We start from the raw sequence: 22,047 nt of genomic DNA, 5'->3' as shown, positions 1-22,047 counted from the left end.
GCTTTTTGATTACCTGTGGCATAAGTGCTTTGCTTTTCCGACCCCTTGCACAAATTAAAATAATATCTGTATATTGCCGACTAGCATCAAATCCCTGGCAGTGGTAAGAATGAAACCAAACGAAAGTAATTAAGGATGCCATGTCACTTTCAACTGCACAACCCGCTCTCCTAGTCCTGGCTGACGGTACTGCTTACCGCGGCTGGTCGTTTGGCGCTGACGCCACCGTCGTTGGCGAGGTAGTATTTAATACGGGAATGACGGGCTACCAAGAAGTATTGACCGATCCCAGCTATTGTGGTCAAATTGTAACTTTTACTTATCCAGAATTGGGCAATACCGGGGTAAATCTCGAAGACGAAGAATCCTCGCGCCCGCAAATTCGAGGTGCGATCGCCCGCAACGTATGCAGCCGCCCCAGCAACTGGCGCTGCTCGCAATCTCTGCAAGACTACCTAAAACAGTACGATATCCCCGGCATTTACGGGATCGACACCCGCGCCCTCACTCGCAAAATTCGCACGGTGGGAGCGATCAACGGTGGCATTTCGACCACGATTCTCGACCAAGCAGAGCTTTTGGAGCTAGTACAAGACGCCCCCAGCATGGACGGGCTCAATCTGGTTCGGGAAGTCACCACCCGCAAGGTTTACGAGTGGTCTGAAGCCACGGACTCGGTTTGGGAGTTCAGTCCTACAGTCAAACCTACTAACGGCGAAATGTGGACGGTGGTAGCGCTAGACTTTGGGATCAAGCGCAACATCCTGCGGCGTCTGGCGAGTTACGGGTGTCGGGTAATCGTTGTCCCCGCTGACACGTCGCCGGAGGAAATCCTCAAATACAACCCGGACGGCATTTTTCTGTCCAACGGCCCCGGAGATCCGGCGGCGGTAACGGAAGGGATCGCGACTGCGAAAGCTTTGTTAAAGTCGGACAAACCCGTATTCGGCATCTGCATGGGACACCAAATTTTGGGACTTTCCTTGGGCGCAGAAACTTTTAAACTTAAGTTCGGCCATCGGGGATTGAATCATCCAGCGGGTTTAACTGAGCAAGTAGAAATTACTAGCCAAAATCACGGTTTTGCGATCGACCCCGATTCCCTAGCCCCCGAAGTAGAAATTACTCATCTCAATTTGAACGATCGCACTGTAGCCGGATTGAAGCATAAAACTCTGCCACTGTTCTCAGTCCAGTACCACCCGGAAGCCAGTCCGGGCCCGCACGACGCCGACTATTTATTCGATCGATTCGTGCAGTCAATGCGAGACAATCAGAAAGTAGCCAGCAGTAAATAGTCCTTAGTCAGCAGTAATTAGTCAGTAGTCATCAGAGGCTGTTTGTGTCGATCGCTTCTGACTAATGACTAATGACTAATGACTCATGACTAAAAAACTGTAGACAAAAGACCAAAAAACTCCTATAATGAAGCCTCGACTTTAAGCCATATCTAGCTAGGAGGGTGTCATTCCTGAGTCATTGACCCTGACCGTTAGCCTCAGAGGCACTCGCGAAGTCAAGAATAACTATCAGTTATTTCGCCTGACGGGCCTGCTGGACGCTTTTTCTGAGGCAACTTTTCGGAAGGTAATAAGCAAATGTATTGACGAGGGCCCAAAACACGTAATTTTGGACTTGTCTCAGATAGACTTTGTGGATAGTTCAGGCTTGGGCGCACTTGTGCAACTTGTCAAAAAAGCCCAAACCTTGGAAGGGACATTGCAAATTGTCTCAAATCCCCGCGTAACTCAGACTGTTAAACTGGTTCGCTTAGAGAAATTTTTGTCTTTGCAGCCTTCGGTTGATGAGGCGGTAAAAAACGTCAAGGATGCTTGACGCCAAAGTGAATTAAATTAGCTATCCGGTTCTCAACGCTGGATAGCCAATTTTTATTTTTTTGTTGGTAAAACAATACCGATTTTCCCAGAAGCTGCGACACGCGCCAGCCGCTATTTCCCCGATGCTTAGAGTTTCGGTGGATGGGCAGTAAAATATGTGTGGCAAACACGCGAAAAAATGGTATAAAAATTAGAGCATCCCGCTTTGGTAAAAAGCCTTTTTTAGGAGTGCCATCGTCGCGCCAAGCTTTGCCTATATATCTCGCTTCGTGATCTGACAGCGAACACTCCTGGGAAAGCTATAATTGCTGAAGTGATGAAAGACGAAATAAGTAAGTGACTACAAAAACCAAGCTGTGCGGAAGTTTTATTTAAAAAAGTATGTCGCCGATCGCAGATGACGGGCTCAAACTGAGTCTGACGGATATCAGTTTAAATCGAGTGCATCCTGCGAGGGCTACACCAGCAGAAATAGAAAGAATTTCGCCCGCAGCCTGGGCATATTTGGGAGATGCAGTGTACGAACTCTACGTTCGCAGTTCGTACTTAGTCCCACCCAAAAGATTGCAAGCTTATCACGAATTAGTGGTGGGGCAAGTACGAGCCGAAACTCAAGCGCGTCATTTGCGATCGATCTCTCCTTACTTGAACAGTACAGAATTAGCAATTGTCAAGCGCGGCCGCAATGCTGCAGCGGGCCGTTCCAAGCGAGCAGATCCAGAGATATACCAACAAGCCAGCAGCTTAGAAACTTTGATCGGATATTTGTACCTCACCGATCCCGAAAGATTGACCGAGATTCTGGCACTTTTAGAACTTGAGAAGGAAATGATTTAGCAGTTAAGAGTTGGGAATGGGGAGGGGTTAATTAACCATCCTGGCACGGCTAACATAAAACCGCAAAAATCTCGATCGGCAAAACAAGATTTATCAGTTATTAACTAGCTATTTGAACACAGCAAAATCCTTGCTCCCTCGCTAGACTATCTCAAATCTCAAAGCCCAAAGATTGCTCCCTCAATCAAGAATCTCACATCTACAATCTACAATCGACTAGCCTTCAGCCAAAACGTTTTGAGCACAAGAAACCAATGAGAAAATTTACCAAACCCAACTTTTCGCGATCGAATTCCGACAGTAAGCCATTCAAAAGCGAAGGCCGCCGTCAGGACTCACAACCATCCTCTCCCCGCTTTGAACGCAAGCCCCGTCCCGACACTCGCGGAGTAGACGCGCCTCAAAAGCGATCGACCTTCGCCCCGCAATCGCGAGAAATGCCCGTGAGAGCAATTTTCAAACGGAGAGCCGATTCCGACAGCCAACCATCCCTTCGCAGAAATAATACTTTCCAAGACAGAGACAGCAGCCCGCAGGAATCGAGGGGCAATTATTACCCAGACAGAGACAGCAGCCCGCAGCCGGCCCGCAACAATTTCCGAGACAGAGACAGAGACAGAGACAGAGACAGCAGCCCGCAGCCGGTCCGCAACAATTTCCGAGACAGAGACAGAGACAGCAGCCCGCCGCCAGTCCGCAACAATTTCCGAGATAGAGACAGAGACAGCAGCCCGCAGCCGGCCCGCAACAATTTCCGAGACAGAAACAGAGACAGCAGCCCCCAGGAATCCAGGGGCAATTATTACAAAGACAGAGACAAAGACAATAGCCCGCAGGAATTCCGGGGCAACCATTTCAGAGACAGAGACAAAGACAGAGACACTCGCCCTGTTGACAGTGCCTCAAATACAGTCGTGCAACCAGACGCAGACACAGACGACATGATTTACGGCCGCCATGCGGTGCAAGCAGCTTTAGAAACAAACCAAGTCCTCAACCGGATCTGGGTTGTTCCCCACCTGCGCTACGATCCCCGCTTTCACAGCTTGCTAACAGAAGCCAAAGCCAACGGCAGCATCATTGACGAAGTTGACGATTTGCGCCTCGACTACATCACGCGCAAAGCAAACCACCAAGGCGTAGCCGCTCAAGTATCAGCTTACGAATACCTGGATTTGAGCGAACTGATCGCAAAGGCTAAGTCGGCTTGCGAAGATCCAGTAATTGTGGTAGCAGAAGGACTCAACGACCCGCACAATCTAGGGGCGATTATTCGCACCGCAGAAGCATTGGGATCTCAGGGGATGGTGATTCCGCAGCGGCGCGCTGTTGGGATTACCTCGGCAGTGAGAAAAGTGGCAGCAGGGGCATTGGAAAGCCTGCCCGTGGCCAGGGTTGTCAATCTTAACCGGGCGCTGGAAGAACTGAAAGAGGCTGGATTCTGGATTTATGGCACTGCAGCAGGCGTCGGTCAATCTATAGAGACAGTCAAGTTCTCCGGGCCCACTGTTTTAGTGGTGGGTGGTGAAGCTGACGGTTTGAGCCTTTTGATACAGCGCGGATGTGACGGATTAGTTTCAATTCCTTTAAGGGGCCATACTCCTAGCCTGAATGTCTCGGTAGCAACGGGGATGGCTTTATACGAAATTTACCGCCAGCGCGGGCCCAAAAAGTTTCACGTACACGGATCGTAAAGGTGGTTGAAAAAAAGAGCACAACAGAGTAGCTTATTGTGAATGCCGCCCAGAATGGAGTGGCACCACACCGGGAACAAGTAAGGATAGCCGATCGACTGTCGTTACTTGTTCAGGCGAAAGTAGAAGGGGTCTTGCCCCTACATTCAAACAGGAATTCGACACAAATCTATTTAGATATATTTAAATAGGTTTGGATCGGTTCTTGGCAGCAGTCAGCCACGTGTAAATAACAACAGCCTAGGCGTGTTCGCAGCACCCTGAAAACACCGTCAAATACATTAGAAAAGCACATGAAAGAATTCTTGATTAGCTTGCTCAATTTTTTCGGATTGGCTTGGTGGGTTGAAGTTAAAACTTCAGCGCCGCGGTGCATTTACTATTTTGGCCCGTTCTTAACCAATGGAGAGGCGGAAGCTGCAAAAGCAGGATATGTAGAAGACATAGAAAATGAAGGGGCAGAAGGTGTTAGTGTTTCGATTCACCGCTGCAAACCAATTACTTTAACGGTTGCAGAAGATTTGGGAAAGCTTGGTGATGGAGGGCTGTGGCCGGTTTTGAGCGGTCAGTAGAAGCCGGGGGAATTTTGAGTTTTGAGAGGGCTACGCTTCCCTCGCAACGCTGTGCGGTTTTGAGTTGTTAGTTATAACTTCAAAACTCTTGAGTGTTGCGTGATAAATTGCTTGTGACAAACTCAAAACTCAACACTCGCAATTGCCAACTGCTTCGGGGTGACTCTCAATCCAGCGATCGATGTCTGCGAGTACCCGATCGGGAATTTCCCAAGGGAACAAGTGGGCTGTATTGGGATAGCACTGCCACTGACAATCCTGGAGGTGGCGGGCGGTTTCTAAACTGGATGCGGAGGTGATGTGCCGATCGCCCTCTCCGGCCAACACCAAGCACGGACAATGAATGTCGCCCAGGTGCATCAGTCGATCGTATCCAGCCCTCAGAGCGGTATTTAACGCCTTGGTGGCCGTGTTGGAAGTCTTGAGGTAGGCGGGGGTACCTGCCTGTGCTAAATAGCGGTAAGGGGTGGCTGTATGCTGCTGTATCAAGTAGCGAAAGAGCGATCGCCTAGCAAAAGTATCAATATTCCACTGCCAACCGGGTAGGGCCCAATTGATAATTCCGGCTAAACCTGTGTAAAGGTTATCTTGCCAAGAGATGGGAGGGTGACTTCCTCGTGGTTTGGCTGCGGATGCAAGGAGAATCAAACCGGTGACTCGCTGGGGATATTTCATGGCTAATTCCAGGGCTAAAATCCCTCCCAAAGACCATCCAATCACCAAACACCGATCGACTCCTAATCTGTCTAATAGTGCTTCTAAATCGACCAGATGATCGGTCATTTCAAAGAAAGCTGAGGTGCGGCTGTTGCCGTAGCCGCGCAAGTCTGGGGCGATCGTCTGGAACCGCTTTGATAGGTGTTGTGTAAATACCGACATACAATCGCCGGAACCTGGATGGCCGTGCAAGCAGAGAATCGGAAACCCTTGGCCTTTGACGGAAACACTGAGTTGTTGATGCGGCATTTTTTAACTGTTTGGGCGGTGCGTTGTCCCCGCTATAAATTGTATATTCCAGCGGTCAAAAGCTGGGGTTTCGGACCATGTAATCGGCAATTTTAGAAATAGACTGGCGCATTTGTAGCTCGCCGCTGCGGCTGTCAATCACAGTAATCACATAGGCCTCGTCGTCAATGCTCATCGCTAAAGTTGTGCCGAGCACCTTGGAATTTTGACCGGTTTTTTCGCCCAACCACTGAGCTTTAGTTCCTTGCAAGGCGGCAAATCCCAGAGCGTGATCGTACTGGCGGTTGAGAGTTTCTATTAACAGTTTAGCACCGGGTGTTTCGCCGTTGTAAATTTGCACCATCATTTCGGTGAGTTCGTTAGCAGTCAGGCGGTTGCGACCAGAACCGGGGTTGGAGGGCATAATTCTTTCCCCCATCAACTTGAAGTTGACGCGGGTGACTTCGTAACCGCTATTATCTAAATATTGATTGATGTAATCCGATCCCAAATAATCGATTAGTTGATTGGTGGCGATATTGCTGCTGCGATAGATCATTTCTTCTAACAGTAGCTGTAGCGGATAATTGCGATTAGACCTAATCTTTGCCGATGCGTCTTCGGTGAAATTACCGCGAGTGACTAATACTTCCTGGTTCAGACTAATTTTTTCTTTATCGACTTTTTGCATCAGCGCCACAGCAATGGGCAATTTAATTAAGCTGGCTGGACTGACAGGAGGCACATCGCCCCGCAGGTTTACGCACTCTCTAGAAAGGTTGCAAATGCCGATCGAAGCTTGAGCCGACAAACCGCTTTCCCTGGCAAGCGCACCCAACAAATCAGATTTTGCTTGCTGCACTTGAGAGGTTGCTGCTGTTAAATTTTCCCGGTATTCTTGAGTTTTTGAGGCACTGAGGGAAGCTAAAAATGAATTTTGAGGAACTTCCTGCAAGTTGTTGAGGGCCTGATGCCAGAAAAATTGAGTTTGCTGCGAAGATTCGATCGACTTATTTTGCTGCCGTTTAGTTTCTACGGCTCTGTTAGCTAAACGGACTGCTTGCTGTAAGTTGTCGTTAGCCCTCTGTTCTACTAATATTTGAGCTTCCACCGCTTGCAACTGCTGTAGCAGTTGTTCTTGAGGATTGGCGGCAACGGGAACTAAGCGCGAGAGCAGGGTTGGTTCTGGGGAGGGAGATGAGGGTTGTTCTAATTCGGTGATCAGCCCATCGCGAATTTTGTATAGTTCGTCTAGGGAACGCGGGTTAGATGATTGAGAGAATGAACTTGCGATGGTTAACATCTGAACCAGTCCAATGCCGGCTACTACTGCCGCCATCTTGTTGGCGATCGACAAAAAACACCTGATATCTCGCATATTTAATATCCTCCACACAACCCTATTCAATATAAGCAGCTATTGTTACATCAGTCAAACGGTTTTAGATTTTAGATAGGAGAACAAATCTAAAATCTAAAATCTAAAATCTAAAATAGTTCGATCGCGCCAATGTGGCAAAATAACCAAAATAAAGGGAGCGATCGCACGAAGGCAATCAACCCCCTTTAAATATGGGGAACTATCTACTTTCTGCGCCGCCGTCGCCAGTCAGCACCCAACCGCTTGAGGTAATCCCAGCCGCGTTGGGGCCAGACATGATCGCTACCGGTCTTTTCGGCAATCCAGCGAGCTACTTTGGGGCCTGTCCAGTCTCCGCCGTCGGGGGCTGGGCCTTGCAGCGCTTGTCGCAGTTCTTCTTGCTGTTCAGGATTCAGCAAGGATTTCGCAGGAGGGGGCTGGCGGTCTCCGCTGCGATTTCTCACAGAGTTAGGCCCTTCTCGGTTGTAGCGCTGGACAATTTCTTTGGCGTAGTCGTAGTTGAGGCCTACGACTTGGGCTGCTTGTTTGATAGTCCAATTTCTGGAAACTAACAGCAGCAAGTGCCAGCGGCGCGACTCTGTGGTGTTTTGTGCCTGCCGGTAGCGAATTTTGAGTTCCTCTGCCGTCAGGTGGGATTCTAAGTGAGCTTTAGGTGGCATTCCTCCAACGGGGCATCGGGAACTTCTTACCATATATCTTTGGTTTTGGGGATAATTCCGGATGAAATTATTTTCCTGGGGATCGTGGTGGCAAATAAGTAGCTTTTTTTACCCCCGATGCACGCAGCTAGTCGCACTTGAGGAAGGACTGCTGTTTTTTTGCAGGTGCGCGCCACAGGAGACCTCGGCGTGGCGGTGAGGGTTTCGAGCTTTTTTGTGAACCCCAGATTTCTGGCAGGCTTTTTGATCCCTGGCACAATGGGCGTGTATCGGAAAAGGTCGATCGCTATTTTCTTCGATCGCGCCGCCCCCATTAATTCACTCGGATGACTGATAACTTTCAGTCATTTTTGACTAAAAAAGTGTTCTTCCTAATCTGACCCTAATTATTAGGGTATCGAGCGTTTTTCTCTAATATTTTATTAGCATCATTTTATATTTTTATTTCATCTTTTTCGGGAGTCGCAGGACGCTATTAATTATGTAAAAAATCATCTTCAGATGCTGGTAAGTCTGCTATTAAGAATAAAGCTCCTCTCTGTTAGATGGAATTTTCTTATAACACAAACAAATTTTAGTAGAGTCTGAATATTGCCCGGAATAAAGCAGTCATAATCTAGGATTAGTTTATTTTTCCTGCATTTTTTCTACCATAAATCCTGGTGGCGTCGAAGAGAAACTGGGCTCTAATATTTGAGAATTTAGATTACAGAATTGGGAAGGACTGATTTCCTAATGATTGCGCTATTGCATAGACATTCTTGGATACCGAACCTAATTATGTAGGGGCCGCATTGCACACCTTACCCCTTACTTATATAAATCTAGCGTCAAACCACTTTTTGCATCAGTCCTGATACAGTTGCATTCTTGGTAGGTTAAAAGATGAGGTGAAAAACTCGATCGCTATTTTGTGTCCCGTGGGATTTTGGGAATTTAATCTATTGTATATAAAATGACCGATCGCCCGTTAGCGGAGCCCTCTTCGAGGCTCGAACTTTCGCCACAAAAATAGCCGACTTTGCCTTCGGGCTGTAAGCAGGTACAATTGCCAGTTATATTAACTGTATTGTCTCAAAGTAGAAATGATAAAGGTACGAGCATGGCATCCATCCGCGAGTTGCACCGACAACTGGTCAATAAAGAACGCTCTGCTGTGGAAATTACTCAAGAAGCATTAGACCGAATTACCCAGCTAGAGCCGAAGTTGAAAAGCTTTCTGTGCGTGACAGCAGACAGCGCATTGGCGCAGGCCCATAAAGTGGATGCCCAAATCGCAGCCGGAGAGCAAATTGGCCTGTTGGCCGGTATCCCGATCGCCGTTAAAGATAATATGTGCACCGAGGGCGTTCCCACAACCTGCGCCTCTCGGATTTTGGAGAATTTTGTCCCTCCCTACGATGCAACCGTCGTCTCGAAACTCCAAGCAGCCGGTGCGGTGATTGTGGGTAAGGCGAATATGGACGAGTTTGCAATGGGGAGCTCGACGGAAACTTCTGCTTATCAAGTTACCGCGAATCCTTGGGACTTGGAGCGCGTGCCCGGAGGGTCTTCTGGCGGTTCTGCCGCAGCGGTAGCCGCTGGAGAATGTGTCGTGAGTTTGGGTTCGGATACTGGGGGATCAATCCGCCAACCTGCTGCTTTTTGCGGGTTGGTGGGGCTGAAACCGACTTATGGGTTGGTTTCTCGCTACGGTTTGGTGGCCTATGCTTCTTCTCTCGATCAAATCGGGCCCTTTGGCCGAAATGTTGAGGATACGGCGATTTTGTTGGGGGCGATCGCCGGTTACGATCCGAGAGATTCCACGAGTCTTAATGTCCCAATTCCTGACTACGCTCAAGCTTTAAGACCCAGTTTGCGACCGAAGGGTCAGATTAGAATTGGTGTAATTAAAGAAACTTTTGGTGTCGGGCTGGAATCGGGGGTTAAAGACGCTGTTACTAAGGCGATCGAGCAATTTCAACAATTGGGCGCAGAAATTCAAGTCATTTCTTGTCCCCGGTTCCGCTACGGTTTGCCCACTTACTACATTATTGCTCCCTCGGAAGCTTCGGCAAATTTGGCGCGATATGATGGAGTTAAATACGGTTTCCGATCTCCAGATCCCGATAATCTTTTGGATATGTATGCCAAAACCCGCTCTCAAGGGTTCGGTGCGGAAGTTAAACGCCGGATTGCGATCGGCACTTACGTATTGTCGGCTGGATATTACGATGCCTATTATCTAAAAGCTCAAAAAGTTCGGACTTTGATTAAAGAAGACTTTGAAAAAGCTTTTTCTCAAGTTGATGTTTTAGTCTGTCCCACTGCTCCTACTACCGCATTTAAGGCAGGCGAAAAATTCAATGATCCTCTGAGTATGTATTTGTCAGATTTGATGACTATTCCCGTGAATCTTGCTGGTTTGCCAGCTTTGAGTTTGCCCTGCGGATTTGATGAGAAAGGACTGCCCGTGGGTATACAACTGATTGGTAATGTTTTGCAAGAATCTAGGTTGTTTCAAGTGGCTCACGCTTACGAACAGTCTACAAATTGGCACTTACACCACCCGGAATTGCATTAATTTTTGAAAATGGGCGGAATGCTGCGGCGGAAGTTAGTAATCGATCTTGGCTAATTGTCTGAATTAATCATTTGCCATTAGCTTTTGAGCGATCTCTACTTTCCCGCGTGCTCTATCTATGAACAAGTTGCTAGTATTCCTTTTGTCTAAATCGCTAATAGCTTTTGGGATAGTGTTGGCCGTTGCTTATTCTGCTGCTTGTGTATTCCTATTTGTAGCACAAGGTAAGTTTATCTTTTTTCCCGCGCGCGCGATCGAAACTACGCCAGATGATTTTGAGTTGAAATATCAAGATGTTTGGCTGCCAATTCCAACTAAAACAGGCGGGGTGGACAGCGTGCACGGGTGGTGGATTCCTGCCTCGGAAAATCCCCCCAGCCCCCCCAAAGCTGGGGGTGGAGCAAGAAAGGGGGAGGCTGTGCCCTCTGTTAACACCGGAGATTCGGATACCCCCCCCAGCCCCCCCTTGCCAAGGGGGGGAGCTAGAGGAGTCGGAACGTCCCCGCAAAGTGAGACACGGGCCGTCGCTCCGGTTCCCCCCCTTAACAAGGGGGGGTTAGGGGGGGTAGTTTTGTACCTGCACGGCAATGCTTCAAATGTGGGAGCAAATGTCGAACACGCTTATCGATTTCATCGATTAGGTTTGTCGGTATTTGTGATGGATTATCGTGGTTATGGAAAAAGCCAGGGCGATTTTCCGAGTGAATCTCAGGTTTATGAGGATGCTCAACTTGCTTGGGATTATTTGGTGAAACAGCGGGGGATTAACCCTAATCAAATTTATCTCTACGGTCATTCTTTGGGAGGGGCGATCGCGATCGATCTAGCCGTGCGTCACCCGGAGGCTGCGGGGTTAATCGTAGAAGGCTCTTTTACTTCGACGCGGGCGATGGTGAATTTCCAAAAAGGGCTGTTTTGGATGTTTCCGATCGATTTTTTGCTGACACAGCGGTTTGATTCTCTTTCAAAAGTCGATCGCCTGCAAATGCCCGTGCTCTTTATTCACGGGACTGCTGACCATGTAGTTCCAGTGGAAATGACCAAAAAACTGTTTGATGCAGCACCTGAGCCCAAACAGTTGTACATAGTTCCTGATGGAGGTCACACTAATGTGGCACAGATCGGGGGCGCAGAATATCTGCAAATACTGAGCCAATTTTTAGGTTCTTCAAAGTAGATAAAAGGTCTTGGCGGTAACAGGTTTAGTTTAATATCTGTACCGCCTGCTTGCACTTCTAACAGTACATATCTAAAGCGGAGCATTTATGGCGATGATACCGCTTAGTAAAACCTTAATACATCCAGCCACCAGTCATTCAAGGCATAGCAATAATTGCAGTAATTGTTCGTGCTTATAGCTTGTTCTTTCTTAACTCCGCAGCCTCGCCGAGATATTTTGCGATCCGGCATCCGGGCGCCGCAGAGATTGGCATCTGTGAGATTAGCTTTGCTCAATCTCGCATCGGTCAAGTCGGCCGCTCTGAGGTCTGCACCGCGGAGATTTGCACCGCTTAAATCGGCTTCTTGGAGGTCTGCACCGCGGAGATTTGCGCCGCTTAAATCGGCAACTCTCAGGTCGGTTCTACTTAGTTTAGCGGCGCTCAAATTACTGCATTTTAAATTAGCCAACTGGAGGGATGCTTCTCGAAGAAAACTCTCGCTGAGGTTGGCATTTTCTAAGTTGGCTCCCCTGATGTCTGCCCTGCTCATGTCGGCTTTGCTGAGGTCGGCGTCAGCCAAAAAGGCGTTTCTCATGTTGGCGTTGTTTAAATTAGCTTCCATTAAGTCAGCCGCAGTCAAGTCGGCATCAACTAAGTCGGCCCTGCTGAGAGTTGCGCGGCTCAAGGAAGCGCCAAACAAATCTGCACGGCTCAACGAAGCGCCAAATAAGTCGCATCCGGGACATCCTCTGGTTTCTAGCAGCCGCTTGACTAGAGACAGATTTTGAGCTTGTAAGGGAAGTGCGGCGCAAAATGGGAGTAGCATTATCGCTGCAGTCAGAATTTTCAGTTGGATTTTGGTCATAGTCTGGGTAAGTCCTCTAACTGCCTTTCATCACCGATTTGTCTGCTGGACTTACGCGCGCGGGCCCAAAAACCCGGTTTCCTCGTTCATTCCTCGCTGCCAAACCCAATATTCTAAGCAGAAACTGGGTTGTTTGCGTAAGTCCTAGTCTAGTGGATGGACGTGACTCGACGGTGTAAGGTTCGATCGCCCTCACGGATATTACTTAGGCCTTGGGGATGAAAGCGCGCACCTCAAGGCTTCTTTGCAGCGAGCGGCCAACGGCCGGATGCCCTGAATACCAGGGATTCGGGAGCTTGCGACGGCTGGAACAAGTGGCTGACTCCGACAGCGGATCAGTATTTGTAATCGATGGAGTCGGATTTAGCTGCACAGGGCGATCGTTCTCCGTACAGGCGATAGGTAAATAAGCCAATTGGCTTAGACTCTTAAGACATATTGCTGATGCGCTGCTTTCTATAAAAAAGATAGCATTTTTGTGTGATCCCCGAAATAATACCGAGCAAGCAAGTATAAAAAAAATACCACGTGTCTCGGCGGGTGGGAGAATTGAGTACAGCTAATACTTTCAAACGAGGAAAATAGATGTCTAACAGCATAGATCGACTTGCAGAAGGCGGCAGGGGGCTCAAACTCATGTGGCAGATTGCAGACGAACTCAGTTACACGCGGACTCTCGACAATCGAAACTGTTTGTCGCTGAGCAAAACTTACGAAGTAGAAAATCGCGATCGATCCCAAAATATAAAAAAGGCTAGCGTTTTAGATGGGTTAATGAATTTATTAAACACCTGGGATTGGCAGACTGAAACAGAGCAGGAAGAAGAACTGCATGAAACTTGTGTTCAACATATTAGCCTGCAAGTCAAAACAGATGTCAATGCTTTAACTCAAGTTTTGTTGTGGTTTGAGCAGTTGAAAGGTTTATCGCTCCCCAATGAAGTTTGGTGGAACTTTCAGTTGGCGTTGGCTGAAAGTTTCACTAATGCAGTTCGCCACGCTCACAAAAATTTGCCAGTAGAAACTCCTGTTCAACTAGAAATTAGGGTGTTTAAGGGACGGTTGGAACTCAAAGTTTGGGATTGCGGCCCGTGTTTTGATTTTGATGCTAAGCTGAATGAAATTCTGGCAGCAGATAGAAATAACGGCTTGAATTTAGAGGTTTTGAACGATGCTTGCTTGATGCCTAGCAGACAGAAAACTTTGGAACCGTCTCTATTTCTAATTGCTGGCTAGCTTGGGAGTGATGGACAATTAACAGACGGGCGGGGTGAAAAATGTGTTATGCTAAAAACGGTGTTAGGGGAAAAGTTACGGGTTTGGTCACCGCGTGGGTAAGGGGTGTTGAATACTGCCAAACTGCTGCGGCTTGGGTTAAGAGCTATGGTCTTGGGTGACTCTATAGCGGTTCGGTAGAAACGGCTGCATCTGTCTAATTAAATAGTAAAAACTAAATATCAAAAGTTAAAAATTATTCACACTAATTTTTGATATTTTAATTTATCATAGTATCTGGTCGCTCACCCATTACTAATGATTTCAAAAGAAACTTTATTTGTTCTGTCTCTATTTCCCTACTTGGGATTTCTCTGGTTTTTGACTAGATCGGGAAAAACACCCCGTTTAGCTCTGATGGGATTTTACGGGACTCTCGTTTTTGTAGCGGTGACGATTCCCGCAGCAATTTACGCAAAAGTGGCCTACAACGAGTCACTAGCAAATGTCGATTGGCTGCACGGTTCTGCGGAACTATTCTTGACACTTGCCAATATTTTATTAGTTTTAGGCTTTAGAGAAGCAGTGATTAAAGCCAAAGCATCCTCACAGAAGGGCGGTGAGGAGCCAGAGGGTCTTTTAGACGGGGGAGAATAGCCGGGATCGTCTCAGCTTTGTATTTGCTCTGGGCAGAAATGCTCCCGAATAGCTGCAATTACCAGTTAACTGTTGACATACCAGTTTGTGAGCCGCCAACCTGCAAAATTTGAGGAAAGCATTAGAATATATGGAAACTCACATCAAGCACTTCTAGTGTCCTCACCTTGGTTTCTTGCCACGGGCTCAACTTGAGAGCCGAGATTTTGGGTCAAGAAAGCGAGTTTCTCAGGTATTATCGAGAATGGTGCTCTGGGCGTGAGTGGAAACAGACTACCATGTTGCTAAGTTTAGCTGTGGTGGGAATCTCCAGGCCGGAAAAAAGATGAGCTATTGCCTCAATCCCCATTGCCAAAAGCCGCAGAATGCTGACTCAACCAATTTTTGTCTGGCGTGCGGCTCTAAATTGCTACTGAAAGAGCGTTACCGCGCCCTTCAACCTATCGGTGAAGGAACATTTGGCAGAACTTTTTTAGCTGTCGATGAAGATAGGTTGAAAACTCCCTGCGCCATCAAACAATTTTTCCCCCAAGTTCAAGAAAAAGCTGAATTAGAAAAGGCAACTGCACTGTTCAAACAAGAAGCTCACCGACTGCACGAACTCGGAGAACACCCGCAAATTCCAAGTTTGCTGGCTTCTTTTGAACAAGCCAAACGTCTGTATCTTGTGGAAGAGTTAATCGAGGGAAATAATTTGTTTCAGGAGTTGCAGCAGCGGGGAGCTTTTAGCGAGGAACAGATTTGGGAATTGTTGATCAATTTGTTGCCTGTTTTGCAATTTGTTCACGAGCAGCAGGTGATTCATCGCGATATTAAGCCGGAAAATATTGTGCGGAGAAATTCCCAAACTTTGTGGGTGGCGGGATATCCCAGCTCGACTCCTAGTAAAGGAAAAGGAGGGGCAAATTTAACTCAATCTTCTGGTGGCATGAAAGGGCAAATTGTCGCTGAATCTCCTGCTGTACAGGGGAATGCCAGGGGGGGTCAGTTTGTGCTAGTAGATTTTGGAGTTGCTAAGCACATTACCGGCCTTTCGGAGGCGCAAACTGGGACGATAACTGGAACTGCTGGCTATGCGCCCATTGAACAAATTCGCAGTGGCAAGGCGTATCCGGCGAGCGACCTTTACAGTTTGGGCGTTACCTGCATTCACCTGCTAACTGGGGCGGTATTGAAGGATTTGTTCGATGCTTTGGAATGCAAATGGATTTGGCGATCGCACTTGGCACAAAAAGGCATAAAAGTCAGCCAAAAATTAGCAACTATTTTGAATAAATTGCTCAAAGATTCGGTAAGAGAGCGATATCAATCCGCTGCTGAAGTGTTGCAAGATTTGGTAAATGTTGGGCAATATCCCCGCTCTCAAATCAGTTATAATTCGCCCACAAAAATAGCTATTAATTCGCCAGTAACTAACTCGCAGCCCAATACAGCAACCGCCGTCTCGGCCGCGCCGCCCCAGAAGATTCATGTTGTGCCATCCGCTGGCAATCCGAGATTATTCTCGTCTAATAACTGGCGGTGCGATCGCATTCTCCAAGGCCATTCCGCCCCGGTTAATGCTGTGGTTATTAATCCTCAAGGCAATATTCTCGCGAGCGCCAGCGACGATAAAACAATTAAGCTGTGGAACCTGCAAACAGGTGAATTCATCCATACTTTTTTCGGCCATTCCGCAACGGTTGATGCTGTGGCAATCAGCCCAGACGGGAGAATGCTAGTTAGCGGCAGTTTTGACAGAAAAGTTATTGAGTGGAAGCTGGATAAAAAGGCGATGATTCGCGAATTTTATAGCGATTTTGGTTCGCCGTACAGTCACCGCTACGGTCCCGTCTACTCGGTGGCTTTTAGTTGCGACTCTGGAGCGATTGCGAGTGCCAGCGGCGACCAGAGTATTAAATTGTGGAACCAGCGCAACGGAGAATTGGTTCAAAAACTTTCGGGACATTCTGATAAGGTTTTATCTGTTAGTTTTCGCCCTCAAAGTATGATGCTTGCCAGCGGCAGTGCTGACAAAACTATCAAGATGTGGCTGGTAGGTATTGGGGAGAGTATACGGACTTTTGTCGGTCATTCAGATTGGGTTTATGCGATCGCATTTAGTCAAGACGGAAAAACGATTGTCAGTGGAAGTGCCGATGCTACTGTTAAATTGTGGAATGCCGATACAGGGGAATTGATTAATACTTTGAGGGGGCATTCTGATGCGGTGATTTCGGTGGCGATTAGTCCAGATCGCGAAACTATGGCTAGCGGCAGTCGAGACGGTACGGTTAAACTCTGGAACCTGGAAACAGGAGAATGTTTGTGCTCTGTTGCTGGGTGCAATCCGGTGGCTTTTAGTCCTGACGGTCAAACTTTAGTCACCGGTGCGGATGGTGGCGAAGTGTTAATTTGGCGGGCGTCTGTTTAGTTGGGCGAGATAATTGAGATACTGGTGAAGGCGATCGGTGTTAGTGTCAAGTAAGCGACTGGCCCAAGAATGTACATTAAGTTGCGATCGCATTTCTCGAAACACCGCAGCATCCCCGCGATTGTCTAGAGGAAAAACCCAAGCATCAAATCCAGCCGACTTAAGACGGCTAACAGTTCCCTCGCCATCTTGCACCCACAATTGAGGGTTAATACGAAGGGGTTGACAGGAATATTCACCGACAACAATTCCTCCCACAGAAACGCTAGCACCTTCTCCACGATTGGAAAGTTCTTGCAAAATAGCTTTGAGGGAATTGAGTTTTTTGCCGTCTTGTACTTGCTGCGGTGTCAGCTTGACAATCACCATTTCTAAAACTTCGACAGGTTTTGTCGATCGTACAATGTTGACCGGTTGCGCCCCCCAAGAATTTTGTGTTTCCGGTTGCGCCGCCCAAGAGTTTTGTGTTTCCGGTTCCGTCGGCCAAGAGTTTGGTGTTTCCGGTTGAACCCTCTCGATTTCCTCTTCAACCTGTACTGTTTCAACCGGCTTTGCAGTGTCTACAATTATCTGAATTTCCTCCCCATCTTTCTCGATTTTTCCACTAATCAGTAAGATCGCATTCTCTACAATGTAAGGTTTCACTTGTTCGTAAGCCTTGGGGAACACCACAGCTTTTATTTGATGTGTCAAATCTTCTAACTGCAAAATAGCCATCGCATCGCCTTTTTTGGTCACTACCATTTTGATAGCGCTGAGCATGACAATAACTGATACTTTCCCCTTTTTATCTGCTAACTGTTCGAGAGTCACTACATCGGGGTCTGGGTTTACTTGCATGAGAAACTTTAGGGGATGTTCTGATACATAAAAGCCCAGCAATTCTTTTTCTAAACGCAATTTCTCCTGTTGGTCATAATCTTGTACCAATTTAGATTTAGGTGCAGACTCATAGGTATTGACTGACTTGCCAAAGCTATTCGCACCTAACAAATCAAAGAGATTACCTTGGCCGCTTTCTCGGTCTCTTTTGCGCTCCCCGGCCCATTTCATCACTCCTTCTAGGTCGTTTACTAATTGCTTGCGGTTATTTTCAATTTTGTCAAAAGCACCGCATTGAATTAATGCTTCTAAAGCGCGGCGGTTAACAGAATGGAGATTTACGCGATCGCACAAATCAGCCAACGATTTAAACTTACCCCCTTCCTGCCGCGCCGCCAAAATATTTTCAATTGCCGCTTCTCCCACATTTTTAACAGCAGAAATCCCAAACAAAATTTTATCTTTTGCAGAGCCAGTCATCAGTTTGGGCAGCGGTGTAAAAGTAAGTTCCGAGCTATTAACATCTGGCGGCTCAACCTCAATACCCAGCTTGAGACAATTGGCAATATATTTCTGTACTTTATCCTGATCGCCCCTGTTAGCAGTCAGCAGTGCAGCCATGTATTCTAGAGGATAATTCGCCTTTAAATATGCCGTTTGATAAGTGATATAGGCATAGGCCATTGAATGGGATTTATTAAAACAGTTAGATGCCACCAAACTATTTTCTAGGATAAAGTTATGTTCTCGTTCAACGCCTATGTCATAGACTTCGTGAGTTCCTAGTGATTTTCGACTAATAATTTTAACCATGTTTGTAACTCCTGAGAATAGCCTCTATTTTAGTTTTCTTTCGTTGCAATCCCAAGCGGGGATATTGATACACAAAATCATAGAATGCTTGTATATTTTTTCGACTAAAGATTCTCCAATAATAAACTTTTTTTAATTGATGCTCTTGTACAGAACCCATCCCTAGGTGCATTGCTAGTTCGCGGGCAAATTCAAAGGAACCAACAATGCAGACTAAACCGCCACTTCTACCTTTGTTTGCATAAGCACAACCGTCACCGTCAAAATAGCCTAACACATAAGACCCTAAATATTTTAAGTTAGGGAAATAGGTAACTTCCGAAAAAGTTCTTCCTGTTATGATGCCGTAGCCCTGTAAAGAGCTTGCCAGCTTTTCAGAAGAAAAATTTATTCGGTAGTGAGGAGCATAATTTTGAGGCTGAACAATTCTAATCTCACCAGAGTATTGTAGCTCTATGCTGAGCATTTCTGTGAGTTCTTTGTCAATAGATTCAAAAGCTACATAATTAGTTTGAGTAACGCAGCCATCAGCAGCTATCAATCCTAACAAATAAGCTTTAGCTTGAGAGTCAATTACATCAAAATAGCTCTCATTTAAAGTATAGCGGTTTCGCCGCTTAGTATTAATCTCCGCTTCTTTTAAAACCCTTGAAACTGCTCTCTCGCTCACACCAAGGTAGTTAGGAATGTCTCGACACTCCATGCCCTGATTAAAAGCAGAAATGATTTGATCCTTGTGTTCCGATTTTAGCTGCCTATAGTCGAGATACATTTTATATATCTGAGCTAGAGTTGATTTGTTTTAAGTCTAATCCTTGTTCAAAGATTTCGTCAATGGGCAGCATTTGACCGCCAACAGTCATAAACTTGTGATCTTTTGTGGCGCGAATTATCGAGCCATCTTCCAGGCAATACTCAAAGACCTCCTGCTGCCCACGGCGATGCCACTGTGCAATTGACTGTGTATAAATATAACCGTTGCTATCAACACTATAAACAGTACATTCAATTTTTTCCTCAACGATTTTGCCAATAGCCATCGGCCCATATTCCACCGTCAATATCTTCGTGTCATAGCTCAAGCAGTATTCAGCGAATTGTAGCATCTGCGCGAACAACTTTTCAGCAATTCTTTGACTGACTCCATTCTTAGTTGCGCCGTCGATAAACGTTTCTTTTTGCTTCTGCATTTCATCAGCTTTCTTCTTGCCCATTGCGCGCCGAAGCAAGTCAGCTTGCCCCAAAGAATAGCCTGCCAAATCTTGAGCCATCCGCATAATTTGCTCTTGAAAGCAAAGCGTTCCGTAAGTCTCTTTTAAAATCGGTTCTAATAGCGGATGATCGTACTCAACTGTTTTACCGTGCTTGCAGTCAATAAACTGAGGAATCAAACCTGCATCCAGCGGCCCAGGTCGGTAAAGTGCCAAAATAGAAGAAATATCATCGAGACAGGAAGGTTTGAGTTTTTTCACTACATCCAGCATTCCAGAGGATTCTAGCTGAAAAATACCTTCTAAATCTCCTCTTTCTAAAAGTCTATAAGTTTTATCTACATCATCAGGTAACTTTTTGATTCTGCCAAAAGTCTCTTGAGCTCTGCGCTCTATATCAGAAGGTAGCATTTCTGGATCGACAATTTGATTTTGGGTGTGCTTAATATAATCAACTGTTTTCTGTAGGGTTGTTAAATTTTTCAATCCCAAAAAGTCCATTTTCAGCAGACCCAGAAATTCCAAATCTTCCATGAAATATTGGGTAATTACAGCACCCTCATTATTCTTTTGCAGCGGTACAATTTCATCCAAGGGCTCTGAAGAAATTACCACACCTGCGGCGTGAACGCCATAGGTTTTGTTAGTTCCTTCAATGCGAATTGCCATGTCAATCCACTGACGAACGGGGACTTCTGTACCTGTTTCTTCATTAATGCAAATAGCTTTTTCATAGTTTTCTTTAAATTCTTGTGCAGGTGTATCATCGGAAATCATCACTTTAAGTTTTTCCGGTTTTCCACGCGATACGGGAATTAATTTTGCCATTTCGTCGGCTTTTTTGTAGGGAATGCCTAACACTCTGGCAACATCTTTCAAGACCGCTTTTGATGTCATTCTATTGAAAGTAATAATTTGCGCTACGCGGTCGCTACCATATTTTTCAGTAACGTATTTAATCATGTCGTCCCGCCTTTCTATGCAGAAATCGCTATCAATATCTGGCATGGATTTGCGTTCGGGATTGAGAAATCGCTCGAATAGTAGTCCGTGGTGTACGGGGTCTATATTGGTGATTTTGAGGACATAGGCAACTAGAGAACCTGCGGCAGAACCGCGTCCTGGCCCTACTGGAATATCGTTGTCTCTAGCATATTTTATGTAGTCCCAAACTACTAAAAAGTATTCCGAAAAGCCCATCTGCTGAAGCATTTTCAGTTCGTATTCTAGTCTTTGTTTGTAGACGGGGGGGATTTCATTTCGGGTGCGGGCTTTGAGGCGTTCTAAGAGTCCCAGCCAGGATATTTCTTCTACATAAGTATCGGCTGTATGTTCTGGGGGAATAGGAATTGTGGGAATTCGAGCTTCTCCTGTGAGCTCGTATCTCGATACTTTATTTGCGACCTCTAGAGTATTTTCGATCGCCTCTTTGATTGTTTCATCATCCAAATGGTCTCGAAACAGTTGCGCCATCTCCTCCGCAGACTTAAGATACTCAGTGCCGCTGTAGCGCATCCGCTTGTCTTCTTCAATCAGTTTGTTGGTGTTAATGCAGAGTAAAGCATCGTGTGCTTCTACGTCGTTGCAGGAAATATAGTGAGAATCATTGGTGGCAATTATCTTAATCTTGAGTTCGCGGGCAATTTTGACGATTTCAACATTAACAATCCGGTCTTCCGGGGAACCGTGGTCTTGAATTTCTATATAGTAATCTTCCCCAAATACTTCTTTATACCATGTGGCTACTTCACGGGCAGCATCTAGCTTGTTTTGCAGAATCATTTGGGGAACTTCGCCACCCAAACAAGCACTGGTGACAATTAAACCTTCGGAGTATTGTTTTAGCAGTTCCTTATTGATGCAAGGTCGGGCAAAAATACCTCTTTCAGGCATTCCCTTTAAGTGGGAAATTGTGGTTAGTTTGACGAGGTTTTTATAACCTTGGGTATTTTTAGCTAAAACCACTTGATGGTATTTTCTTCTACCTCTAACTTTTACTTCAATGTCGCCGTTGACGACATACATTTCGTTGCCAATAATCGGCTTAATATTTTTATTTCGGCAAACTTTGATTAGCTCGATCGCGCCGTACATCACCCCGTGGTCTGTAAGGGCGATCGCGGGCATCCCCAATTCCACCGCCCGTTCTGCGAGCTGTTGTAGCTGAGAAGCCCCATCTAGTAAGCTATAATCGCTGTGAATGTGCAAACCAACGAAAGACATAGGGATTTAAAATATAAGATTTGAGAATTTAGATTCTACACCATTGGCGTGTCAAAGCGTAAAATAAAAAACAAAGCTTTATATCCCTCTTGAGCTGGTTTGTGCAGGGGCTTCTAGAAGCGCAAAAGATGAGGTTGTTGCGGTATTGATGATTGAATGGGTAAATTATTCTCGCTCGC

18 protein-coding genes are annotated in these 22,047 nt (G+C 46.3%); 10 read left to right on the top strand and 8 right to left on the bottom strand.

Annotated features, from left to right (window positions below; translation table 11 throughout):
* Positions 1 to 140 precede the first annotated feature (140 nt).
* The 5 genes from carA (at position 141) to QUB06_RS02685 (ending at position 4,941) form a co-directional block, all read left to right on the top strand.
* Positions 141 to 1,298 (top strand): glutamine-hydrolyzing carbamoyl-phosphate synthase small subunit, encoded by a 1,158-nt coding sequence (gene carA, locus QUB06_RS02705; RefSeq protein WP_333433998.1) that lies wholly within the window; start codon positions 141 to 143, stop codon positions 1,296 to 1,298.
* Between the two features lie 181 nt (positions 1,299 to 1,479).
* Positions 1,480 to 1,836 (top strand): STAS domain-containing protein, encoded by a 357-nt coding sequence (locus tag QUB06_RS02700; RefSeq protein WP_333037230.1) that lies wholly within the window; start codon positions 1,480 to 1,482, stop codon positions 1,834 to 1,836.
* A 383-nt stretch (positions 1,837 to 2,219) separates the two neighbouring features.
* The gene (locus QUB06_RS02695; protein ID WP_333433997.1) at positions 2,220 to 2,675 is read left to right on the top strand and encodes a ribonuclease III domain-containing protein; all 456 of its coding nucleotides are present in this window, start codon (positions 2,220 to 2,222) and stop codon (positions 2,673 to 2,675) included.
* 254 nt (positions 2,676 to 2,929) lie between these two features.
* Positions 2,930 to 4,369, top strand: coding sequence for a 23S rRNA (guanosine(2251)-2'-O)-methyltransferase RlmB (rlmB, locus tag QUB06_RS02690; protein ID WP_333433996.1), 1,440 nt, complete (start codon positions 2,930 to 2,932; stop codon positions 4,367 to 4,369).
* A 293-nt stretch (positions 4,370 to 4,662) separates the two neighbouring features.
* Entirely contained in the window at positions 4,663 to 4,941 is a 279-nt protein-coding gene (locus tag QUB06_RS02685) for a DUF1816 domain-containing protein (RefSeq protein WP_333150821.1), read from the top strand.
* Positions 4,942 to 5,070: 129 nt separating this feature from the next.
* Here the strand turns inward: QUB06_RS02685 and QUB06_RS02680 are convergent, their stop codons facing one another.
* From QUB06_RS02680 to QUB06_RS02670, 3 genes are all read right to left on the bottom strand, one after another.
* Positions 5,071 to 5,907, bottom strand: a complete 837-nt coding sequence (locus QUB06_RS02680; RefSeq protein ID WP_333433995.1) for an alpha/beta hydrolase — start codon at positions 5,905 to 5,907, stop codon at positions 5,071 to 5,073.
* A gap of 55 nt (positions 5,908 to 5,962) precedes the next feature.
* Positions 5,963 to 7,264 (bottom strand): serine hydrolase, encoded by a 1,302-nt coding sequence (locus tag QUB06_RS02675; RefSeq protein WP_333433994.1) that lies wholly within the window; start codon positions 7,262 to 7,264, stop codon positions 5,963 to 5,965.
* Positions 7,265 to 7,470: 206 nt separating this feature from the next.
* Positions 7,471 to 7,926, bottom strand: coding sequence for a helix-turn-helix domain-containing protein (locus QUB06_RS02670; protein WP_333434063.1), 456 nt, complete (start codon positions 7,924 to 7,926; stop codon positions 7,471 to 7,473).
* 1,102 nt (positions 7,927 to 9,028) lie between these two features.
* On the opposite strand from QUB06_RS02670, the gene gatA reads away from it, so the two are divergent.
* Both gatA and QUB06_RS02660 read left to right on the top strand, forming a co-directional pair.
* Positions 9,029 to 10,489: an Asp-tRNA(Asn)/Glu-tRNA(Gln) amidotransferase subunit GatA gene (gatA, locus tag QUB06_RS02665; protein WP_333433993.1), complete on the top strand. Its 1,461-nt coding sequence runs from the start codon at positions 9,029 to 9,031 to the stop codon at positions 10,487 to 10,489.
* A gap of 118 nt (positions 10,490 to 10,607) precedes the next feature.
* A complete protein-coding gene (locus tag QUB06_RS02660; RefSeq protein WP_333433992.1) occupies positions 10,608 to 11,666 on the top strand; it encodes an alpha/beta fold hydrolase in 1,059 nt (352 codons plus the stop codon).
* A 104-nt stretch (positions 11,667 to 11,770) separates the two neighbouring features.
* Here the strand turns inward: QUB06_RS02660 and QUB06_RS02655 are convergent, their stop codons facing one another.
* Positions 11,771 to 12,514: a pentapeptide repeat-containing protein gene (locus tag QUB06_RS02655; protein WP_333433991.1), complete on the bottom strand. Its 744-nt coding sequence runs from the start codon at positions 12,512 to 12,514 to the stop codon at positions 11,771 to 11,773.
* A gap of 205 nt (positions 12,515 to 12,719) precedes the next feature.
* Positions 12,720 to 12,929 (bottom strand): hypothetical protein, encoded by a 210-nt coding sequence (locus QUB06_RS02650; RefSeq protein ID WP_333433990.1) that lies wholly within the window; start codon positions 12,927 to 12,929, stop codon positions 12,720 to 12,722.
* A gap of 170 nt (positions 12,930 to 13,099) precedes the next feature.
* On the opposite strand from QUB06_RS02650, the gene QUB06_RS02645 reads away from it, so the two are divergent.
* The 3 genes from QUB06_RS02645 (at position 13,100) to QUB06_RS02635 (ending at position 16,799) form a co-directional block, all read left to right on the top strand.
* Positions 13,100 to 13,750, top strand: coding sequence for an ATP-binding protein (locus tag QUB06_RS02645; protein WP_333433989.1), 651 nt, complete (start codon positions 13,100 to 13,102; stop codon positions 13,748 to 13,750).
* A gap of 297 nt (positions 13,751 to 14,047) precedes the next feature.
* On the top strand, positions 14,048 to 14,386 hold the full coding sequence (locus QUB06_RS02640) for a DUF3593 domain-containing protein (RefSeq protein ID WP_333146651.1): 339 nt from the start codon (positions 14,048 to 14,050) through the stop codon (positions 14,384 to 14,386).
* Between the two features lie 325 nt (positions 14,387 to 14,711).
* The gene (locus QUB06_RS02635) at positions 14,712 to 16,799 is read left to right on the top strand and encodes a serine/threonine-protein kinase (RefSeq protein WP_333433988.1); all 2,088 of its coding nucleotides are present in this window, start codon (positions 14,712 to 14,714) and stop codon (positions 16,797 to 16,799) included.
* Here the strand turns inward: QUB06_RS02635 and QUB06_RS02630 are convergent.
* Genes QUB06_RS02630 through QUB06_RS02620 form a run of 3 tightly spaced genes read right to left on the bottom strand, consistent with a single transcriptional unit; the run spans position 16,776 to position 21,868 of the window.
* The gene (locus tag QUB06_RS02630; RefSeq protein WP_333433987.1) at positions 16,776 to 18,434 is read right to left on the bottom strand and encodes a helix-hairpin-helix domain-containing protein; all 1,659 of its coding nucleotides are present in this window, start codon (positions 18,432 to 18,434) and stop codon (positions 16,776 to 16,778) included. The genes QUB06_RS02635 and QUB06_RS02630 overlap by 24 nt on opposite strands.
* On the bottom strand, positions 18,427 to 19,206 hold the full coding sequence (locus QUB06_RS02625; RefSeq protein WP_333433986.1) for an LAGLIDADG family homing endonuclease: 780 nt from the start codon (positions 19,204 to 19,206) through the stop codon (positions 18,427 to 18,429). The genes QUB06_RS02630 and QUB06_RS02625 overlap by 8 nt, the downstream gene beginning before the upstream one ends.
* Before the next feature lies 1 nt (position 19,207).
* A complete protein-coding gene (locus QUB06_RS02620) occupies positions 19,208 to 21,868 on the bottom strand; it encodes a DNA polymerase III subunit alpha (RefSeq protein WP_333433985.1) in 2,661 nt (886 codons plus the stop codon).
* Positions 21,869 to 22,047 lie beyond the last annotated feature (179 nt).

Source organism: Microcoleus sp. D2_18a_D3, from assembly GCF_036702455.1.
Classification (GTDB): domain Bacteria; phylum Cyanobacteriota; class Cyanobacteriia; order Cyanobacteriales; family Microcoleaceae; genus Microcoleus.
This window is presented reverse-complemented; position numbering and strand designations above follow the sequence as displayed.